Origin of the sequence: Streptosporangium lutulentum, assembly GCF_030811455.1 — a bacterium.
Taxonomy (GTDB): domain Bacteria; phylum Actinomycetota; class Actinomycetes; order Streptosporangiales; family Streptosporangiaceae; genus Streptosporangium; species Streptosporangium lutulentum.
This window is the reverse complement of sequence record NZ_JAUSQU010000001.1, coordinates 6,618,088-6,634,179: the sequence shown is the minus strand read 5'-3', so window position 1 is coordinate 6,634,179 and position 16,092 is coordinate 6,618,088. Positions and strand designations below refer to the sequence as shown.

Sequence of the window (16,092 nt, the reverse complement as noted above, 5' to 3'; positions counted from 1 at the left end):
CATGGCTAAGCAGATCAAGGGCGTCCTGGGCAAGAAGCTCGGCATGACCCAGGTCTTCGACGCAGACAACCGGATGGTCCCGGTGACCGTCGTCGAAGCAGGTCCGTGCGTCGTGACCCGCGTCCGCACCCCCGAGAAGGACGGCTACTCCGCCGTGCAGCTCGGCTTCGGGCAGGTCGACCCGCGGAAGGTCAACAAGCCGCTCGGCGACTACCTGCGCAAGCACGACATCACCCCGCGCCGGTATTTCACGGAGATCCGTACCGAAGACGCAGGTGACTACACCCTCGGCCAGGAGCTCCTGGCCGACACCTTCGAGGCCGGCCAGTTCGTCGACGTGACGGGCAAGAGCAAGGGCAAGGGCTTCGCCGGTGTCATGAAGCGTCACGGATTCAAGGGTCTGAGCGCTTCCCACGGTACGCAGCGCAAGCACCGTTCGCCGGGTTCCATCGGCGGCTGCTCCACCCCGGGCAGGGTCTTCAAGGGCGTCCGGATGGCCGGTCGGATGGGTAACGTCCGCACCACCATCCAGAGCCTGAAGGTCCACGCCGTGGACGTCGAGAAGGGTCTCATCCTGATCAAGGGTGCGATTCCCGGCGCCAACGGCAGCCTGGTCCTCGTTCGCACCGCTGCCAAGAAGGGGGCTGCCAAGTGAGCACCATTGACGTCCTCGACGTGAGCGGAGCGAAGACCGGCACCGTCGACCTTCCCGAAGACATCTTCGGCGCCAAGGTCAACGTTCCGCTGATCCACCAGGTCGTCGTGGCCCAGCTCGCCGCTCGCCGGCAGGGCACCCACAAGGCCAAGACCCGTGGCGAGGTCAGCGGTGGCGGCAAGAAGCCGTACCGCCAGAAGGGCACCGGCCGCGCCCGTCAGGGTTCGACCCGCGCCCCGCAGTTCGCGGGCGGCGGTGTCGTCCACGGCCCGCAGCCGCGTGACTACAGCCAGAAGACTCCCAAGAAGATGAAGGCCGCCGCTCTGCGTGGCGCCCTCTCGGATCGGGCGACCGGCGGCCGCGTTCACGTGGTCAGCGGTCTGGTCGCGGGGGAGACCCCGAAGACCAAGGCGGCTCTTGAGTCGCTGCGCAAGATCACGCAGACTCGTAGCGTCCTGGTCGTCGTCGACGAGGGCGATGAGCTCACCTGGCTGAGCCTGCGCAACGCTCCCGAGGTCCACCTGCTGGACGCCGGGCAGCTGAACACGTACGACGTGCTCTGCTACGACGACGTCGTTTTCACTCAGGAGGCGTACGACCAGGTCGTCGCCCGTCTGAGCAAGAGCGGGAAGGAAGACGCCTGATGGAGAAGATCGCCGACCCGCGCGACATCATCATCAAGCCGGTTGTCTCCGAGAAGAGCTACGGCCTGATCGACGAGCACAACAAGTACACGTTCCTGGTGCGGAAGACGGCCAACAAGACGCAGGTCAAGATCGCAGTTGAGAAGATCTTCGGCGTCAAGGTGGCCAGCGTCAACACCATCAACCGCCAGGGCAAGCGCAAGCGGACCAAGTTCGGTCACGGTCAGCGTCCCGGCACCAAGCGAGCGATCGTGAGCCTGGTCGAGGGCGACCGGATCGACATCTTCGGCCAGATCGGCTGACCCGCTCGCTCAGTAAGTACAGGGAGAGCGCCCCTTGCCAGCAGGCAAGGGGCATTCGACCGGATTAACCGACGAAGGATGAACGAAAAAGATGGGCATCCGTAAACTCAAGCCGACGACCCCGGGTCGACGCGGCGCCAGCGTCTCGGACTTTGCCGAGATCACGCGCAGCACGCCCGAGAAGTCGCTGCTTGCACCCCTGCACAGCAAGGGTGGCCGTAACGTCCACGGCCGAGTCACCACTCGCCACCAGGGTGGCGGTCACAAGCGCGCCTACCGGATCATCGACTTCCGGCGCCACGACAAGGACGGGATTCCGGCCAAGGTCGCTCACATCGAGTACGACCCGAACCGTACCTCCCGTATCGCTCTGCTGCACTACGCCGACGGGGAGAAGCGCTACATCCTCTGCCCGACCGGCCTCAAGCAGGGCGACAAGATTGAAAACGGCCCCACGGCCGACATCAAGCCGGGCAACTGCCTCCCGCTGCGCAACATCCCGACCGGTACCTTCATCCACGCGGTGGAGCTCCGTCCGGGCGGTGGCGCCAAGCTGGGCCGGTCCGCCGGCGCGCAGATCCAGCTCCTCGCCAAGGAGGGACAGTACGCCACGCTGCGTATGCCCTCCGGCGAAATGCGCCAGGTCGACGTTCGCTGCCGGGCCTCCATCGGCCAGGTCGGCAACGCCGAGCAGGCCAACATCAACTGGGGCAAGGCCGGACGCATGCGGTGGAAGGGCAAGCGCCCCACCGTCCGCGGTGTCGCGATGAACCCGGTCGACCACCCGCATGGTGGTGGTGAGGGTAAGACCTCCGGCGGTCGTCACCCGGTTAACCCGAAGGGCAAGCCCGAGGGTCGTACTCGTGCGGCGAACAAGGCCAGCGACCGGCTGATCATCCGTCGTCGGACCAAGCGGAAGAAGCGGTAGGAGCAGCCAAAATGCCACGTAGCCTTAAGAAGGGTCCCTTCGTGGACGACCACCTTCAGAAGAAGGTGGACGTTCAGAACGAGAAGGGCACCAAAAACGTCATCAAGACGTGGTCACGGCGCTCCATGATCGTTCCCGACATGCTCGGTCACACGATCGCCGTTCACGACGGCCGCAAGCACGTCCCGGTGTTCGTCACCGAGGCGATGATCGGTCACAAGCTGGGTGAGTTCGCGCCGACGCGGACGTTCCGCAGCCACGTCAAGGAAGACCGCCGCAGCCGGCGGTAAGCGCCTTAGAAGAAGGTAAGAGGAGTAAGCGATGGAAGCCAGGGCTCAGGTGCGATTCGCGCGCCACACGCCCATGAAGGCCCGCCGTGTGGTGGACCTCATTCGCGGGCTGCCCGCTTCGGAGGCGCAGGCCGTGCTGCAGTTCGCTCCCCAGTCGGCGAGCGAGACCGTGTACAAGGTGCTGTCCAGCGCCATTGCGAACGCGGAGCACAACTTCAAGCTCGACCGCGGCACGCTCTTCGTGAGCCGTGCCTGGGTCGACGAGGGCCCGACGCTGAAGCGGTTCCGTCCCCGCGCTCAGGGTCGTGCCTATCGGATCAACAAGCGGACCAGCCACATCACCGTGATCGTGGAGTCCCGCGAGCCGAAGGGGAGGACCCGCTAGTGGGTCAGAAGGTTAACCCGCACGGGTTCCGCCTCGGCATCACGACCGACTTCAAGAGCCGGTGGTATGCCGACAAGCTCTACAAGTCGTACGTCGCCGAGGACGTGGCGATCCGCCGCATGCTCAAGAAGGGCATGGAGCGGGCCGGCATCTCCAAAGTGGAGATCGAGCGGACCACCGACCGGGTACAGGTCGACATTCACACCGCCCGTCCGGGCATCGTCATCGGCCGCCGCGGCGCCGAGGCGGACCGGATTCGCGGTGACCTCGAGAAGCTGACCAAGAAGCAGGTCCAGCTGAACATCCTCGAGGTCAAGAACCCCGAGATCGACGCTCAGCTCGTCGCTCAGGGTGTGGCAGAGCAGCTCTCCAGCCGTGTCTCGTTCCGTCGGGCCATGCGCAAGGCGATGCAGTCGGCCATGAAGAGCGGCGCCAAGGGCATCCGGGTGCAGTGCGCCGGTCGTCTGGGTGGCGCCGAGATGTCTCGTTCGGAGTTCTACCGCGAGGGCCGCGTGCCCCTGCACACGCTCCGTGCGGACATCGACTACGGCCTCTACGAGGCCCGTACCACCTTCGGCCGTATCGGCGTGAAGGTGTGGATCTACAAGGGTGAGGCTCCGACCAGCCGCGCCGAGCGTGAGGCGGCTGCCGCCGGCGCTCGTGCGGGCCAGCGTCGGGAGCGCGACGACCGTCGCGGCCCCGGTGCCGGTGGCGGCGACCGTCCCCGTCGTGGCGGCGGCGCAGGCGCCGGTGGCGCCCGTCGTGGTGGCGGCGCGGGTGGCCGTGGCGACCGCGCACCCAGGACTGAGGCGGCCTCGCAGGCTGCCCCCGAGACCGGCCCGGCTGCGCAGCCGGGTGCTGAAGGGAGCTGACCATGCTGATCCCGCGCAGGGTCAAGCACCGCAAGCAGCACCGGCCCGACCGTCACGGTGCCGCCAAGGGTGGCACCAGGGTCGTGTTCGGCGAGTTCGGCATTCAGGCGCTTGAGCACTCCTACGTGACCAACCGTCAGATCGAGTCGGCTCGTATTGCCATGACCCGCCACATCAAGCGTGGCGGCAAGGTCTGGATCAACATCTACCCGGACCGCCCCCTCACCAAGAAGCCCGCCGAGACCCGCATGGGTTCCGGTAAGGGTTCACCTGAGTGGTGGATCGCCAACGTCAAGCCCGGTCGCGTCATGTTCGAGCTGTCGGGTGTCGCCGAGCCGGTGGCTCGCGAGGCCCTGCGTCGTGCGATGCACAAGCTCCCCATGAAGTGCCGGTTCGTTAAGCGTGAAGTAGGTGAGGCGTGATGGCTAAGGGCCTGACCGCCGGTGAGCTGCGGGTGGAAGACCAGGACACCCTGGTCAAGAAGCTGAAGGAAGCCAAGGAGGAGCTGTTCAACCTCCGCTTCCAGGCTGCGACCGGCCAGTTGGAGAGCCACGGGCGGCTGCGTGCCGTTCGCCGCGAGATCGCCCGTATCTACACCGTGATGCGCGAGCGGGAGCTCGGCATTGTGACGGTTGAGAAGGAGTCGATCGATGGCTGAGACCGAGACCACTGAGGCAACGACCGAGGCGCGGAACTACCGCAAGACCCGTGAGGGTCTGGTCGTCAGTGACAAGATGGACAAGACTGTCGTGGTCGCCGTTGAGGACCGCGTCAAGCACCCCCTGTACGGCAAGGTCATCCGTCGGACGACCAAGTACAAGGCGCACGACGAGGCCAACGCCTGTGGCGTTGGTGACCGGGTTCTCCTGATGGAGACCCGGCCGCTGTCCGCCAGCAAGCGCTGGCGCGTCATCGAGATCCTCGAGAAGGCCAAGTAAGCAACGCGCCTCGTGGGGGTGGCCCAGCCACCCCCACGACGGTGTCCAAGGGGGCGAAGTGATCTTCGTCCCGCCTGCGGCGGCGGCTGTTCGGCTGACGTCGGAGGAAAAAGACCCCATCAGGTTCCGCAAGGCTCGCCCACCGGGTGAGAACCAGCGAGACACACAGGAGTACAAGTGATCCAGCAGGAGTCGCGACTCAAGGTCGCCGACAACACTGGTGCGAAGGAAGTTCTTTGCATCCGTGTGCTCGGTGGCTCGGGTCGGCGCTACGCGGGAATTGGCGACATCATCGTCGCCACAGTCAAGGACGCCATTCCTGGCGGCACCGTGAAGAAGGGCGATGTCGTCAAGGCTGTCATCGTCCGCACTGTCAAGGAGCGCCGCCGGCCCGACGGCTCCTACATCCGCTTCGACGAGAACGCCGCCGTCATCATCAAGGACAGCGGTGACCCTCGTGGCACGCGTATCTTCGGTCCCGTCGGGCGTGAGCTGCGTGAGAAGAAGTTCATGCGCATCATCTCGCTTGCGCCGGAGGTGTTGTAAATGCCGAAGCTTCACGTGAAGAAGGGTGACCTGGTTCAGGTCATCGCCGGTAAGGACAAGGGTGCCAAGGGCCGTGTGATCGCCGCCCACCCGCGCGATGAGCGCGTGGTGGTCGAGGGCGTCAACATGGTCAAGAAGCACTCCAAGGAGACCAACGATGGTCCGCGCGGCGCCAAGTCCGGCGGCGTGCAGACCATGGAAGCTCCCATCCACGTGAGCAACGTCAAGAAGCTCAAGGATGACGAGAAGCCTGCCAAGGACGAGAAGCCTGCCAAGAAGGAGTCGGCCAAGGCCGCTTCTGACGAGTCGGGTGAGGACAACCGATGACCGCGAACACTGAAGAGCGGACCCTTCCGCGGCTCAAGCAGCGCTATCGCGAGGAGATCATCGCGAAGCTGAACGAGCAGTTCGGGTTCGAGAACATCATGCTGGTGCCCACGATCACCAAGATCAAGGTGAACATGGGCGTCGGCGAGGCCGCGCGCGACTCGAAGCTCATCGACGGCGCCGTCCGCGACCTCACCGTGATCACCGGTCAGAAGCCGGCGGTCGTCAGGGCCCGCAAGTCCATCGCCCAGTTCAAGCTGCGCGAGGGCATGCCGATCGGCGCGCACGTCACGCTGCGCGGCGACCGCATGTGGGAGTTCCTGGACCGGCTGCTGTCGCTGGCACTGCCGCGTATCCGCGACTTCCGCGGCCTGTCGCCCAAGCAGTTCGACGGCAACGGGAACTACACCTTCGGTCTCACCGAGCAGGTCATGTTCCACGAGATCGACCAGGACAAGGTCGATCGCCAGCGGGGTATGGACATCACGGTCGTGACCACCGCTAAGACCGACGACCAGGGCCGGGCGCTGCTGAAGCTCCTCGGCTTTCCGTTCAAGGAGGCCTGATCATGGCGAAGACATCGCTCAAGGTCAAGGCTGCTCGCAAGCCCAAGTTCGAGGTCCGGGGCTACACTCGGTGCTCGCGCTGTGGCCGTCCCCGCGCCGTCTACAAGAAGTTCGGCCTGTGCCGTATCTGCTTCCGTGAGATGGCGCACCGGGGCGAGCTGCCTGGTATCACCAAGTCGAGCTGGTAGTCGTCCGCGCGGAAGGATCCGCGCGGCGCCGCCACCCGTACATAGAAGTCGTATTCACCGGACGCTGCTTCAAGCGCCCATGACCGCACCGTAGGTCCCTTGTGGAAACCGCGGTGAGGAAGGCCACCGGCCATGACGATGACTGACCCGATCGCAGACATGTTGACCCGTCTGCGAAACGCGAACTCGGCTTACCACGACACCGTGGCGATGCCGTACTCGAAGATCAAGGCGCACATCGCCGAGATCCTCCAGCAGGAGGGTTACATTCAGGCCTGGACCGTCGAAGACGCCAAGGTCGGAAAGAACCTCGTGGTGGAGCTCAAGTTCGGGCCGACCCGTGAGCGGTCGCTCTCGGGCCTACGCCGGGTTTCCAAGCCCGGTCTGCGGGTCTATGCAAAGAAGGACAACCTGCCTCGAGTTCTGGGCGGACTGGGCGTCGCGATCATCTCGACGTCCGGCGGTCTCATGACGGACAAGCAGGCCGGCAAGCGTGGAGTGGGCGGGGAAGTCCTCGCCTTCGTTTGGTAGAGGGGAGAAATCACAGCATGTCGAGAATCGGACGGCTGCCCATCCCTGTACCGAACGGCGTGGACGTCGCCATCGACGGCCGGGACGTCACGGTCAAGGGCCCCAAGGGCACACTTTCTCACACGATCGCTGAGCCGATCGAGATCGCCAAGGGCGATGACGGCACTCTCGCCGTCACGCGTCCCAACGACGAAAACAAGGTTCGTGCGCTGCACGGCCTGTCCCGCACGCTGGTCGCCAACATGGTGCTCGGTGTGACCCAGGGCTACTCCAAGACCCTCGAAATCGTGGGCGTCGGTTACCGCGTTCAGGCCAAGAGCCCGACTCAGCTCGAGTTCGCTCTGGGCTTCAGTCACCCGGTGATCGTCAACGCTCCCGAGGGTGTCTCCTTCCGCGTCGAAAGGCCGACGCTGTTCCACGTGGACGGCATCGACAAGCAGAAGGTCGGCGAGATCGCCGCAAACATCCGCAAGTTGCGCAAGCCTGACCCGTACAAGGGCAAGGGCGTGCGTTACCAGGGTGAAGTTATCCGCCGCAAGGTCGGAAAGGCTGGTAAGTAGGCATGGCTGGCAAGACTGCGTTCGGCAAGCACACGGCCGCCCGCGCCGTCTCGCGGGCCCGCCGCCACGGCCGAGTCCGCAAGAAGGTTGTTGGCACGGCCACGCGTCCGCGTTTGGTCGTCAACCGCTCCACGAGGCACCTCTTCGTCCAGATCGTCGACGACGCCCAGGGCCACACGCTGGTGAGCGCTTCCACCATGGACGCCTCCCTCCGTACGGCCGAGGGCGCCAAGACCGACAAGGCGAAGCAGGTCGGCGAGCTTCTCGCTCAGCGGGCCAAGGCAGCCGGGATCACCGCGGTGGTGTTCGACCGCGGTGGAAACCGCTACGCGGGCCGTATCGCGGCCCTCGCGGACAGCGCCCGCGAAGGCGGGCTGGAGTTCTGATGACTCCCTCCCGTGGATCGCAACCGATGGCCCGTTATACGAGTGAGAAGAGGAACCACTAATGGCTGGAGCACCGCGTCGCGGTGGCGCCGCCGGTGGCGAGCGGCGTGACGGTCGTCGTGATGACCGCCGCGGTGGCAACGCTGACAAGGGCGTTTCGTACATCGAGCGCGTGGTAAAGATCAACCGAGTGGCCAAGGTCGTGAAGGGTGGTCGTCGCTTCAGCTTCACCGCCCTCGTCATCGTCGGTGACGGCAACGGCATGGTCGGCGTCGGCTACGGCAAGGCCAAGGAAGTGCCCGCGGCGATCGCCAAGGGTGTGGAAGAGGCCAAGAAGAGCTTCTTCAGGGTGCCCCGCATTCAGGGCACCATCCCGCACATCGTGCAGGGTGAAGAGGCCGCCGGTGTCGTGTTCCTCCGTCCGGCCTCGCCCGGTACCGGCGTCATCGCCGGTGGCCCGGTGCGCGCCGTACTGGAGTGCGCCGGCATCCACGACGTGTTGTCCAAGTCGCTCGGCTCGGACAACCCGATCAACATCGTGCACGCGACCGTGGCCGCTCTGAAGGGCCTCAGCCGCCCCGAGGAGATCGCGGCCCGTCGTGGCCTGCCGATCGAGGACGTCGCTCCCAAGCGCATGCTCAGGGCTCGCGCCGAGGGTCTCGCAGAGGCCGCAGCGGCCAAGGCGGTGAGCTAGTCGATGGCGCGTCTGAAGATTACCCAGGTCCGTTCGAAGATCGGCGGCAAGCAGAACCAGCGCGACTCGCTGCGTTCGCTCGGTCTGAAGCGAATCGGCGATGTCGTCGTCAAGGAGGACCGCCCGGAGATCCGTGGCATGGTCACCGTGGTGACGCACCTTGTCACCGTGGAAGAGGTCGACTGACATGGCAGAGAACACTCCGCTCCGTATCCACCACCTGCGGCCGGCTCCCGGCGCCAACAAGTCCAAGGTCCGTAAGGGCCGTGGCGAGGCGTCCAAGGGCAAGACCTCCGGTCGTGGCACCAAGGGCACGAGGGCCAGAAACAAGGTTCCTCTCGGCTTCGAGGGTGGTCAGGTTCCGCTGCAGCGGCGCCTGCCCAAGTTCAAGGGCTTCTCCAACGCCCTGTTCAAGACGACCTACCAGGTCGTCAACCTGGACAGGCTCGGCGAGCTGTTCCCCGAGGGTGGGGACGTCACCGTCGAGACGCTGGTCGCCAACGGCGCCGTTCGCAAGAACCAGCTTGTCAAGGTTCTGGGAACCGGCGACATCTCTGTGGCGTTGAACGTGCAGGCGCACGCCTTCTCCAAGAGTGCCAAGGAGAAGATCGCTGCTGCCGGGGGCTCCGTCTCCGAGCTGTAGGTATCACCACGCGGCGCGGAGGCTCATAATGGGCCTCCGCGCCCGTAGTGCGTTAGAGTTCGCTGGACAGTGGGCCTCGACTCATTTCCTTGGGTTCGCTGACTTGAGATGGCAAAGATGGATTACCCCCGCACCATCGCTGACCGACCTCGCCTTTTAGGCGCGCAGGAGGGACCGTGCTGACCGCGTTTACCCGAGCGTTCCGTACGCCGGACCTGCGTAAGAAGTTGCTCTTCACTTTGGGCATCATCGCGCTGTTCCGACTTGGGTCGGTTTTCCCGACCCCGGGTGTACATACCGAGAACATCAGCCGCTGTCTCACTCAGGCGCAGGCCGGATCCAGTGGCAACATCTATGGAATGGTGCAGCTGTTCAGCGGCGGCGCCCTGCTGAAACTTTCAGTGTTCGCGCTCGGCATCATGCCGTACATCACCGCGAGCATCATCCTTCAGCTCCTGGTCGTGGTCATCCCGCGTCTGGAGGCCCTCAAGAAGGAGGGCCAGGCCGGTCAGACCAAGATCACGCAGTACACGCGTTACCTGACGGTCGGTCTGGCCGTTCTCCAGTCGACCGCCTTCATCGCCCTGGCTCGCAGCGGACAGCTGTTCCCCCAGTGTCGTGAAGACATTCTTCTCGACAAGGACAGCGTCTTCTCCATCACCGTGATGGTTTTGACGATGACCGCCGGAACCGCCGTCATCATGTGGCTGGGCGAGCTCGTCACCGACCGCGGCGTCGGCAACGGCATGTCCATCCTGATCTTCACCCAGGTCATCGCGGTCTTCCCGGCCGAGCTGGTGACCATCGCCCAGACCAAGGGCGTGTTCGTCTTCGCCGTGGTCATGGTGACCGGTATCGCGATGATCGCCCTGGTGGTCATGGTCGAGCAGGCTCAGCGACGGATCCCGGTGCAGTACGCCAAGCGGATGGTCGGACGCCGAATGTACGGCGGCACCTCGACCTACATCCCGTTGAAGGTGAACCAGGCCGGCATCATCCCGGTCATCTTCGCCTCCTCGTTGCTGTACCTCCCGCAACTGGTCACGTCGCTCTTCAGCAACGCCCAGGAAACGCCGAACCCGATCATCCAGTGGATCTCGCAGGAGTTCGGTGGAGGCGGCACCACCCCGACCTACATGATCACTTTCTTCCTGCTGATCGTCTTCTTCACTTACTTCTATGTGTCCATTACCTTCAACCCCGTTGAAGTCGCGGACAACATGAAGAAGTACGGTGGGTTCATCCCGGGTATCCGCCCGGGCCGGCCGACGGCTGAGTACTTGAACTTTGTGCTCACGCGACTCACCGCTCCTGGCGCGCTGTATCTGGGCCTGATCTCCATGGTGCCGATCGTCGCGTTGGCGCTCGTCGGTGCGAGTCAGAACTTCCCGTTCGGAGGGACGAGCATTCTGATCATGGTTGGTGTCGGTCTTGACACCGTGAAGCAGATCGAGAGCCAGCTTCAGCAGCGCAACTACGAAGGCTTCCTGAAATAGTGCGTCTCGTCCTGGTCGGGCCCCCCGGAGCGGGTAAGGGGACACAAGCCCAGTTCGTCGCATCGAACCTGTCCATCCCGAAGATCTCGACAGGTGACATCTTCCGCGCCAATGTTTCGGGCGGCACGGAGCTCGGCAAGCTTGCCAAGGAATACATGGACCGCGGCGACCTCGTACCCGACGAGGTCACCATCGCGATGGTCCGTGACCGCCTTTCGGAGAGCGACGCGCAGGACGGTTTCCTGCTCGACGGCTTCCCCAGGAACGTGCCCCAGGCCGAGATCCTGAAGAAGATGCTCGCCGAGTTCGGAGTCGGTCTGGACGTCGTCCTGGAACTCGTGGTCGACGACGAGGAGGTCGTCCGCCGGCTGGCGGGTCGCCGTACCTGCAGCCAGTGCGGCCGCATCTGGCACGTCGATTTCGATGACAAGAAGGACGACGTCTGCGACGCCTGCAACGGGCGGCTTTACCAGCGGGACGACGACAAGGAGCAGACGGTCCGGCATCGGCTGGAGGTCTACCAGGAGCAGACCGCCCCGCTGGTGTCCTTCTACGCCGACGAGGGCATTCTGGTCGGCGTGGATGCGACCGGTCCGGTGGAAGAGGTCACCCAGCGTGCGATGGAGGCTCTGAGCCCCTTCGTCGATTAGAGATATTCGTCCGGTACGCCATCCATGGATTCCCATGGGTGGCGTGCTGTCGTTTAGGGCAGAATCGGGGGAATTGGGCTCCCCGATCGCCCGTTGAACCACCCCAGGGGGTGTGCACGTGTTCAAGAAGAACAAGCATGGAATCCAGATAAAAACGCCTGAACAACTGGAAAAGATGCGGGCGGCGGGCCTGGTGGTCGGCCGGACCCTGCAACTGCTCCGGGAGAGCGTGCGGCCCGGCATGACCCCGCTGGATCTCGACGGGATCGCGGAGAAGGCCATCAGGGACGAGGGCGCGATCCCCTCCTTCAAGGGGTACCAGGGCTTTCCGGCGACGATCTGCGCGTCGGTGAACAACGAGGTCGTCCACGGAATCCCGACCGATCGGCGGGCTCTGCAGGAGGGCGACATCATCTCCATCGACTGCGGCGCCATTCTGGAGGGCTGGCACGGCGACGCGGCGATCACGGTCCCGGTCGGTGAGGTCGATCCCAAGCTGACCGAGCTGATGCGGGTCACCGAGGAGGCCATGTGGCGCGGCATCGCCACGCTCACCGTGGGCCGCCAGCTGTCCGACATCGGCCACGAGGTGGAGAAGTACGTCCGTTCCCAGGGCCGTTACGGCATTCCGCAGGAGTACGGCGGGCACGGCATCGGTACCGAGATGCACATGGACCCCTGGGTCGCCAACCACGGAAAGCCGGGCCGCGGGCCGCGCTTCGAGCCGGGCATGTGCTTCGCCGTCGAGCCGATGGTGAACCTCGGCACGGACAGGACCAAGGTGCTGGCCGACGACTGGACCGTCATCACCGTCGACGGCAAGTCCTCGGCGCATTTCGAACACAGCGTCGCGGTGACACATAATGGACCTTGGGTACTGACCGCCCTCGACGGCGGGGCGGAGAGGCTTGCCGACCTGTCGAAAGATCGTGGGCCGTCGACCTAGCAAGCCCGGTAACACTGTCCAGCGGTGAGTGGATGTGTGGTTGACGATGGCGGCTAGCCCGAACATGCGGGCCTCGGACGGAGATCGCGACAGGGTCGCCTCGGTCCTGCGGGAGCACTACGCGCAGGGCCGGCTCACCGGCGAGGAGTTCGACGAGCGGTTGGACCAGCTCTACACGAGCAAGACGTACGGCGAGCTCGCCACGCTCACCTCCGACCTTCCCGACGTCGACCTGCAGGGACTGTCCAATGCCCTTGCCCGCCCCTCAGAGCGCGGTGGACGCCCCGACAGAGGGCGGGCGAGCGATGGAGCGCTGAGGCACATCTGGGCCGTCTGGGCGGTGACCAGCGCCATCAACTGGGTGGTCTGGCTCATCGTCGGTGTGGCCGACGGTCTCGACTTCACCTATCCGTGGCCGCTGTGGGTGATGGGTCCCTGGGGAGCGATGTTGCTGCTCGCCACGCTGGCGGCGAGCCTCGGCAAGAAGCGCAACCCGTAACGGTGCGCGCTGAGTGGGCGTTCCTCCGTGGACGGGCGGGCTGTTCCTTCCTGACGTGAACGGTGTCCGAACGGCAGGACGCCCCCCGCCCAGGAGGAAAACGGCAGGACGCCCCCACCCGGGAGGAAATGAGCAAGGCTCGCACTCTTCTCGCGGGCACCTCCCTGGCCGGTGCGCTCGTCGCCGGCATGGCCGCGGCCCCCGCCGCCACGGCCTCGACCGCCGGAATCTCGACCGCCTCGACCACCTCGGCCGCCGGAACCTTGACCGCCTCGCCCGCCGCGCAGCGGGTCCAGAGCTTCACGCACTTCTTTCGGCCCGTACCGCTCGGGGGTCGGCCGCGGCGAGAACGTCGGTGACCGCTCCCACGTCAAGGGCTACCCGAACACGAGCCGGTGCCGCGGCCCTCAGGCCGGGGGTGAAGGCTCGCGCGGGAGTGCCCGCCGGGGCGGCACCTTCCAAAGGCCGTGTCGTGCCTTTCGGGGAAGGCCGATCGAGGTTCCCCGGCGGGGAAATCTCGATCAAGGAGAAGCCGATCAAGGAAGTCTCCTGACGTCAGGCCGCCGGGGGCTTCTTCGCGTTACGCCGGGGTGTCGCCGGCATGGGTCTGCCGCCGTGTCGGTGGCCCGTGTCGGTGGCCTCGACCAGGCGGGATGTGCTTACAATGAGCGCACGGTTATTCGTGCGTCATGCCGCGTTGCGTGTCCTGCCCTGGATCTGCGGTATCCTGAGTAGCGGTTGTGTCAAGGTGCCGGCCGTGCGTTTCGCATTTCCTTGCCCGGTGCCGTACACTCCCTCTTCGGTTCACTATGACCATTGCGCGTCGGCGGTTTCGCAACCGCCGCTCTCATCGAAGCGCTGGGTCGCGGCTGCTTAGTGTTCCGATGCCTCAGACGACCGATCAGTGAAACGCGAGGGACATGGCCAAGAAAGACGGCGCCATCGAGATCGAGGGCACTGTGGTTGAGTCGCTCCCGAACGCGATGTTCCGGGTGCAGCTCGACAACGGCCATAAGGTCCTGGCCCATATCAGCGGGCGGATGCGGATGCACTACATCCGTATCCTTCCTGACGACAGGGTTGTCGTCGAACTGAGCCCCTACGACCTCAGTCGTGGGCGGATCGTCTACCGATACAAGTAAGCGTCTGAGGGACGAAAATAAGACTATGAAGGTCAAGCCGAGCGTCAAGAAGATGTGCGACAAGTGCAAGGTGATTCGCCGGCACGGTCGCGTCATGGTGATCTGCGAGAACCTGCGCCACAAGCAGCGTCAGGGTTAATCGCAGTAAACAGGTCCTGCAGGAGTCCGCTCTCAGTGGCGGGCTCAACCCATGTGGGGCCGCCACAGTAATCGCGTTTCACACCTGCGTCGGCGGTTTCGGCCGTACCCCGCAGGAGACCCCCGGTCGGAGGCCGGGGCCCTCACCCCGGGCATGGGGAGGGGAAGTGAGGCGCAGGACCTCCGCCATAAAGAAGGAGAATGCCCGACCATGGCTCGCCTGGTTGGCGTCGACCTCCCCCGCGACAAGCGGCTGGAGATCGCTCTCACCTACATTTTCGGAATCGGCCGCACTCGCGCCCTGGAGACCCTCAAGGCCACCGGCGTGAACGGTGATCTTCGAGTTCACCAGCTCACGGACGAAGAGCTCGTGCCGCTGCGTGACTACATCGAGGCGAACTACAAGATCGAGGGTGACCTCCGTCGCGAAGTTCAGGCCGACATTCGTCGCAAGATCGAGATTCAGTGCTACCAGGGCATTCGGCACCGCCGTGGCCTTCCCGTGCACGGTCAGCGTACGCAGACCAACGCACGCACCCGTAAGGGCAAGAAGAAGACCGTGGCCGGTAAGAAGAAGCCCGGTAAGAAGTAGTCCGCGTAGCCGCAGGACCGAAGACCTCAGGAGTGAAGGCAAAGAATGCCTCCTAAGAGCCGCCAGGGCGCACCCAAAAAGGTGCGTCGCAAGGAAAAGAAGAACGTCGCTCATGGGCACGCCCACATCAAGAGCACGTTCAACAACACGATCGTTTCGATCACCGACCCGAACGGGAACGTGATCTCCTGGGCCAGTGCCGGCCACGTCGGGTTCAAGGGCTCTCGTAAGTCCACCCCGTTCGCCGCGCAGATGGCCGCCGAGAACGCCGCTCGCCGGGCCATGGAGCACGGCATGCGCAAGGTCGACGTCTTCGTCAAGGGCCCCGGCTCCGGCCGTGAGACCGCGATCCGTTCGCTGCAGGCGACCGGCCTCGAGGTTGGCTCCATCCAGGACGTCACCCCCGTGCCGCACAACGGCTGCCGTCCGCCCAAGCGCCGTCGCGTCTGACGCCCAGGAGAAGATAGAAAATGGCTCGTTATACGGGTGCGGACTGCAAGCTCTGCCGTCGAGAGAAGACCAAGCTCTTCCTCAAGGGCAAGAAGTGCGAGTCCGCGAAGTGCCCCATCGAGATCCGTCCTTACCCGCCGGGTGAGCACGGCCGCGGTCGGCCCAAGGAGTCTGAGTACCAGCTCCAGCTTCGTGAGAAGCAGAAGACCCGCCGCATCTACGGCATCCTCGAGAAGCAGTTCCGCAACTACTACGAGGAAGCCAACCGCAAGGGCGGCAAGACCGGCGAGAACCTCCTCCAGATCCTGGAGAGCCGTCTCGACAACGTGGTCTACCGCGCCGGGTTCGCCGAGTCGCGCGACGCCGCTCGCCAGCAGGTCCGTCACGGACACATCCTGGTGAACGGTAAGAAGGTCGACATTCCTTCGTACCGCGTCCGCGAGCACGACATCGTCGAGGTTCGCGAGCGTTCGCGCAACCTGCTTCCCTACGAGGTGGCTCGCGCCACCTCCGGTGACAAGACGTTCCCGGCCTGGCTGGGCGTCATTCCGGACGCCATGCGCGTCCTGGTTCACCAGCTCCCGGTCCGTCAGCAGATTGACACCCAGGTCCAGGAGCAGCTGATCGTCGAGCTCTACTCCAAGTAGAAGCTCCACAGGTGCCGTGCGGTTCGCCGCACGGCACCTATGCTGTTGTTCGAGCGGCGTCAAATAGCGGGCGCCGC

General features: G+C 64.8%; 30 protein-coding genes. All 30 read left to right on the top strand.

Annotated features, from left to right (window positions below; all coding sequences use genetic code 11):
• Position 1 precedes the first annotated feature (1 nt).
• The 30 genes from rplC to rpsD all read left to right on the top strand — a co-directional run bounded on the left by rplC (position 2) and on the right by rpsD (position 16,015).
• Positions 2–655, top strand: coding sequence for a 50S ribosomal protein L3 (rplC, locus tag J2853_RS29370; RefSeq protein ID WP_307563574.1), 654 nt, complete (start codon positions 2–4; stop codon positions 653–655).
• A complete protein-coding gene (rplD, locus tag J2853_RS29365) occupies positions 652–1,299 on the top strand; it encodes a 50S ribosomal protein L4 (protein ID WP_307563572.1) in 648 nt (215 codons plus the stop codon). The genes rplC and rplD overlap by 4 nt, the downstream gene beginning before the upstream one ends.
• Positions 1,299–1,601 (top strand): 50S ribosomal protein L23, encoded by a 303-nt coding sequence (gene rplW / locus J2853_RS29360; RefSeq protein ID WP_307563570.1) that lies wholly within the window; start codon positions 1,299–1,301, stop codon positions 1,599–1,601. The genes rplD and rplW overlap by 1 nt, the downstream gene beginning before the upstream one ends.
• Positions 1,602–1,692: 91 nt before the next feature.
• Entirely contained in the window at positions 1,693–2,529 is an 837-nt protein-coding gene (gene rplB / locus J2853_RS29355) for a 50S ribosomal protein L2 (protein ID WP_271220144.1), read from the top strand.
• 11 nt (positions 2,530–2,540) lie between these two features.
• Positions 2,541–2,819 (top strand): 30S ribosomal protein S19, encoded by a 279-nt coding sequence (rpsS, locus tag J2853_RS29350; RefSeq protein ID WP_089210180.1) that lies wholly within the window; start codon positions 2,541–2,543, stop codon positions 2,817–2,819.
• 31 nt (positions 2,820–2,850) lie between these two features.
• On the top strand, positions 2,851–3,204 hold the full coding sequence (gene rplV / locus J2853_RS29345; RefSeq protein WP_089210179.1) for a 50S ribosomal protein L22: 354 nt from the start codon (positions 2,851–2,853) through the stop codon (positions 3,202–3,204).
• Positions 3,204–4,076 (top strand): 30S ribosomal protein S3, encoded by an 873-nt coding sequence (rpsC, locus tag J2853_RS29340; RefSeq protein WP_307563565.1) that lies wholly within the window; start codon positions 3,204–3,206, stop codon positions 4,074–4,076. The genes rplV and rpsC overlap by 1 nt, the downstream gene beginning before the upstream one ends.
• A 2-nt stretch (positions 4,077–4,078) precedes the next feature.
• Positions 4,079–4,498 carry a 50S ribosomal protein L16 gene (rplP, locus tag J2853_RS29335; RefSeq protein ID WP_012887838.1) on the top strand — a complete coding sequence of 140 codons (420 nt, stop codon included), beginning with the start codon at positions 4,079–4,081 and terminating at the stop codon, positions 4,496–4,498.
• Positions 4,498–4,734 carry a 50S ribosomal protein L29 gene (rpmC, locus tag J2853_RS29330; RefSeq protein ID WP_089210232.1) on the top strand — a complete coding sequence of 79 codons (237 nt, stop codon included), beginning with the start codon at positions 4,498–4,500 and terminating at the stop codon, positions 4,732–4,734. Before rplP ends, rpmC begins: the two co-directional genes overlap by 1 nt.
• Positions 4,727–5,014: a 30S ribosomal protein S17 gene (rpsQ, locus tag J2853_RS29325; protein WP_089210177.1), complete on the top strand. Its 288-nt coding sequence runs from the start codon at positions 4,727–4,729 to the stop codon at positions 5,012–5,014. The genes rpmC and rpsQ overlap by 8 nt, the downstream gene beginning before the upstream one ends.
• Before the next feature lie 177 nt (positions 5,015–5,191).
• A complete protein-coding gene (gene rplN / locus J2853_RS29320; protein WP_089210176.1) occupies positions 5,192–5,560 on the top strand; it encodes a 50S ribosomal protein L14 in 369 nt (122 codons plus the stop codon).
• Positions 5,561–5,887, top strand: coding sequence for a 50S ribosomal protein L24 (gene rplX, locus J2853_RS29315; protein ID WP_307563560.1), 327 nt, complete (start codon positions 5,561–5,563; stop codon positions 5,885–5,887). It begins immediately after the preceding gene.
• Positions 5,884–6,453: a 50S ribosomal protein L5 gene (gene rplE / locus J2853_RS29310; RefSeq protein ID WP_089210174.1), complete on the top strand. Its 570-nt coding sequence runs from the start codon at positions 5,884–5,886 to the stop codon at positions 6,451–6,453. Before rplX ends, rplE begins: the two co-directional genes overlap by 4 nt.
• Positions 6,454–6,455: 2 nt before the next feature.
• Entirely contained in the window at positions 6,456–6,641 is a 186-nt protein-coding gene (locus J2853_RS29305) for a type Z 30S ribosomal protein S14 (protein ID WP_089210173.1), read from the top strand.
• Between the two features lie 132 nt (positions 6,642–6,773).
• Positions 6,774–7,172, top strand: coding sequence for a 30S ribosomal protein S8 (rpsH, locus tag J2853_RS29300; RefSeq protein ID WP_307563556.1), 399 nt, complete (start codon positions 6,774–6,776; stop codon positions 7,170–7,172).
• 17 nt (positions 7,173–7,189) lie between these two features.
• Positions 7,190–7,732 (top strand): 50S ribosomal protein L6, encoded by a 543-nt coding sequence (gene rplF / locus J2853_RS29295; protein ID WP_307563554.1) that lies wholly within the window; start codon positions 7,190–7,192, stop codon positions 7,730–7,732.
• A 2-nt stretch (positions 7,733–7,734) separates the two neighbouring features.
• Positions 7,735–8,118, top strand: a complete 384-nt coding sequence (gene rplR, locus J2853_RS29290; protein WP_089210170.1) for a 50S ribosomal protein L18 — start codon at positions 7,735–7,737, stop codon at positions 8,116–8,118.
• 61 nt (positions 8,119–8,179) lie between these two features.
• Positions 8,180–8,812 carry a 30S ribosomal protein S5 gene (rpsE, locus tag J2853_RS29285; RefSeq protein WP_307563551.1) on the top strand — a complete coding sequence of 211 codons (633 nt, stop codon included), beginning with the start codon at positions 8,180–8,182 and terminating at the stop codon, positions 8,810–8,812.
• Positions 8,813–8,815: 3 nt separating this feature from the next.
• Positions 8,816–8,998 (top strand): 50S ribosomal protein L30, encoded by a 183-nt coding sequence (gene rpmD, locus J2853_RS29280; protein ID WP_012887849.1) that lies wholly within the window; start codon positions 8,816–8,818, stop codon positions 8,996–8,998.
• Between the two features lies 1 nt (position 8,999).
• Complete coding sequence (rplO, locus tag J2853_RS29275; RefSeq protein WP_307563549.1) at positions 9,000–9,455, top strand: 50S ribosomal protein L15; 456 nt, start codon at positions 9,000–9,002, stop codon at positions 9,453–9,455.
• A gap of 176 nt (positions 9,456–9,631) precedes the next feature.
• A complete protein-coding gene (gene secY, locus J2853_RS29270) occupies positions 9,632–10,951 on the top strand; it encodes a preprotein translocase subunit SecY (protein ID WP_307563547.1) in 1,320 nt (439 codons plus the stop codon).
• A complete protein-coding gene (locus J2853_RS29265) occupies positions 10,951–11,601 on the top strand; it encodes an adenylate kinase (RefSeq protein ID WP_307563545.1) in 651 nt (216 codons plus the stop codon). Before secY ends, J2853_RS29265 begins: the two co-directional genes overlap by 1 nt.
• 118 nt (positions 11,602–11,719) lie before the next feature.
• A complete protein-coding gene (map, locus tag J2853_RS29260) occupies positions 11,720–12,547 on the top strand; it encodes a type I methionyl aminopeptidase (RefSeq protein WP_307563544.1) in 828 nt (275 codons plus the stop codon).
• Between the two features lie 46 nt (positions 12,548–12,593).
• Positions 12,594–13,046, top strand: a complete 453-nt coding sequence (locus J2853_RS29255) for a DUF1707 SHOCT-like domain-containing protein (RefSeq protein ID WP_307568864.1) — start codon at positions 12,594–12,596, stop codon at positions 13,044–13,046.
• Positions 13,047–13,174: 128 nt separating this feature from the next.
• Entirely contained in the window at positions 13,175–13,405 is a 231-nt protein-coding gene (locus J2853_RS29250; RefSeq protein WP_307563542.1) for a hypothetical protein, read from the top strand.
• A 561-nt stretch (positions 13,406–13,966) separates the two neighbouring features.
• Positions 13,967–14,188, top strand: a complete 222-nt coding sequence (gene infA / locus J2853_RS29245) for a translation initiation factor IF-1 (protein WP_012887858.1) — start codon at positions 13,967–13,969, stop codon at positions 14,186–14,188.
• Positions 14,189–14,213: 25 nt separating this feature from the next.
• A complete protein-coding gene (gene rpmJ, locus J2853_RS29240) occupies positions 14,214–14,327 on the top strand; it encodes a 50S ribosomal protein L36 (RefSeq protein ID WP_089210163.1) in 114 nt (37 codons plus the stop codon).
• 210 nt (positions 14,328–14,537) lie between these two features.
• Positions 14,538–14,918, top strand: coding sequence for a 30S ribosomal protein S13 (gene rpsM, locus J2853_RS29235; RefSeq protein WP_012887859.1), 381 nt, complete (start codon positions 14,538–14,540; stop codon positions 14,916–14,918).
• Between the two features lie 45 nt (positions 14,919–14,963).
• Positions 14,964–15,368 (top strand): 30S ribosomal protein S11, encoded by a 405-nt coding sequence (rpsK, locus tag J2853_RS29230; protein WP_020542285.1) that lies wholly within the window; start codon positions 14,964–14,966, stop codon positions 15,366–15,368.
• Between the two features lie 20 nt (positions 15,369–15,388).
• Entirely contained in the window at positions 15,389–16,015 is a 627-nt protein-coding gene (gene rpsD, locus J2853_RS29225; protein WP_089210161.1) for a 30S ribosomal protein S4, read from the top strand.
• The last annotated feature ends 77 nt before the right edge of the window (positions 16,016–16,092 follow it).

Excerpts from the sequence above, each read along its gene's own strand:
- rplC (WP_307563574.1), top strand. The coding sequence starts at position 2 with ATGGCTAAGCAGATCAAGGGCGTCCTGGGCAAGAAGCTCGGCATGACC.
- rplW (WP_307563570.1), top strand. The coding sequence starts at position 1,299 with ATGGAGAAGATCGCCGACCCGCGCGACATCATCATCAAGCCGGTTGTC.
- rplB (WP_271220144.1), top strand. The coding sequence starts at position 1,693 with ATGGGCATCCGTAAACTCAAGCCGACGACCCCGGGTCGACGCGGCGCC.
- rpsS (WP_089210180.1), top strand. The coding sequence starts at position 2,541 with ATGCCACGTAGCCTTAAGAAGGGTCCCTTCGTGGACGACCACCTTCAG.
- rplV (WP_089210179.1), top strand. The coding sequence starts at position 2,851 with ATGGAAGCCAGGGCTCAGGTGCGATTCGCGCGCCACACGCCCATGAAG.
- rplP (WP_012887838.1), top strand. The coding sequence starts at position 4,079 with ATGCTGATCCCGCGCAGGGTCAAGCACCGCAAGCAGCACCGGCCCGAC.
- rpmC (WP_089210232.1), top strand. The coding sequence starts at position 4,498 with ATGGCTAAGGGCCTGACCGCCGGTGAGCTGCGGGTGGAAGACCAGGAC.
- rpsQ (WP_089210177.1), top strand. The coding sequence starts at position 4,727 with ATGGCTGAGACCGAGACCACTGAGGCAACGACCGAGGCGCGGAACTAC.
- rplX (WP_307563560.1), top strand. The coding sequence starts at position 5,561 with ATGCCGAAGCTTCACGTGAAGAAGGGTGACCTGGTTCAGGTCATCGCC.
- rplE (WP_089210174.1), top strand. The coding sequence starts at position 5,884 with ATGACCGCGAACACTGAAGAGCGGACCCTTCCGCGGCTCAAGCAGCGC.
- J2853_RS29305 (WP_089210173.1), top strand. The coding sequence starts at position 6,456 with ATGGCGAAGACATCGCTCAAGGTCAAGGCTGCTCGCAAGCCCAAGTTC.
- rpsH (WP_307563556.1), top strand. The coding sequence starts at position 6,774 with ATGACGATGACTGACCCGATCGCAGACATGTTGACCCGTCTGCGAAAC.
- rplF (WP_307563554.1), top strand. The coding sequence starts at position 7,190 with ATGTCGAGAATCGGACGGCTGCCCATCCCTGTACCGAACGGCGTGGAC.
- rplR (WP_089210170.1), top strand. The coding sequence starts at position 7,735 with ATGGCTGGCAAGACTGCGTTCGGCAAGCACACGGCCGCCCGCGCCGTC.
- rpsE (WP_307563551.1), top strand. The coding sequence starts at position 8,180 with ATGGCTGGAGCACCGCGTCGCGGTGGCGCCGCCGGTGGCGAGCGGCGT.
- rpmD (WP_012887849.1), top strand. The coding sequence starts at position 8,816 with ATGGCGCGTCTGAAGATTACCCAGGTCCGTTCGAAGATCGGCGGCAAG.
- rplO (WP_307563549.1), top strand. The coding sequence starts at position 9,000 with ATGGCAGAGAACACTCCGCTCCGTATCCACCACCTGCGGCCGGCTCCC.
- J2853_RS29255 (WP_307568864.1), top strand. The coding sequence starts at position 12,594 with ATGGCGGCTAGCCCGAACATGCGGGCCTCGGACGGAGATCGCGACAGG.
- J2853_RS29250 (WP_307563542.1), top strand. The coding sequence starts at position 13,175 with ATGAGCAAGGCTCGCACTCTTCTCGCGGGCACCTCCCTGGCCGGTGCG.
- infA (WP_012887858.1), top strand. The coding sequence starts at position 13,967 with ATGGCCAAGAAAGACGGCGCCATCGAGATCGAGGGCACTGTGGTTGAG.
- rpmJ (WP_089210163.1), top strand. The coding sequence starts at position 14,214 with ATGAAGGTCAAGCCGAGCGTCAAGAAGATGTGCGACAAGTGCAAGGTG.
- rpsM (WP_012887859.1), top strand. The coding sequence starts at position 14,538 with ATGGCTCGCCTGGTTGGCGTCGACCTCCCCCGCGACAAGCGGCTGGAG.
- rpsK (WP_020542285.1), top strand. The coding sequence starts at position 14,964 with ATGCCTCCTAAGAGCCGCCAGGGCGCACCCAAAAAGGTGCGTCGCAAG.
- rpsD (WP_089210161.1), top strand. The coding sequence starts at position 15,389 with ATGGCTCGTTATACGGGTGCGGACTGCAAGCTCTGCCGTCGAGAGAAG.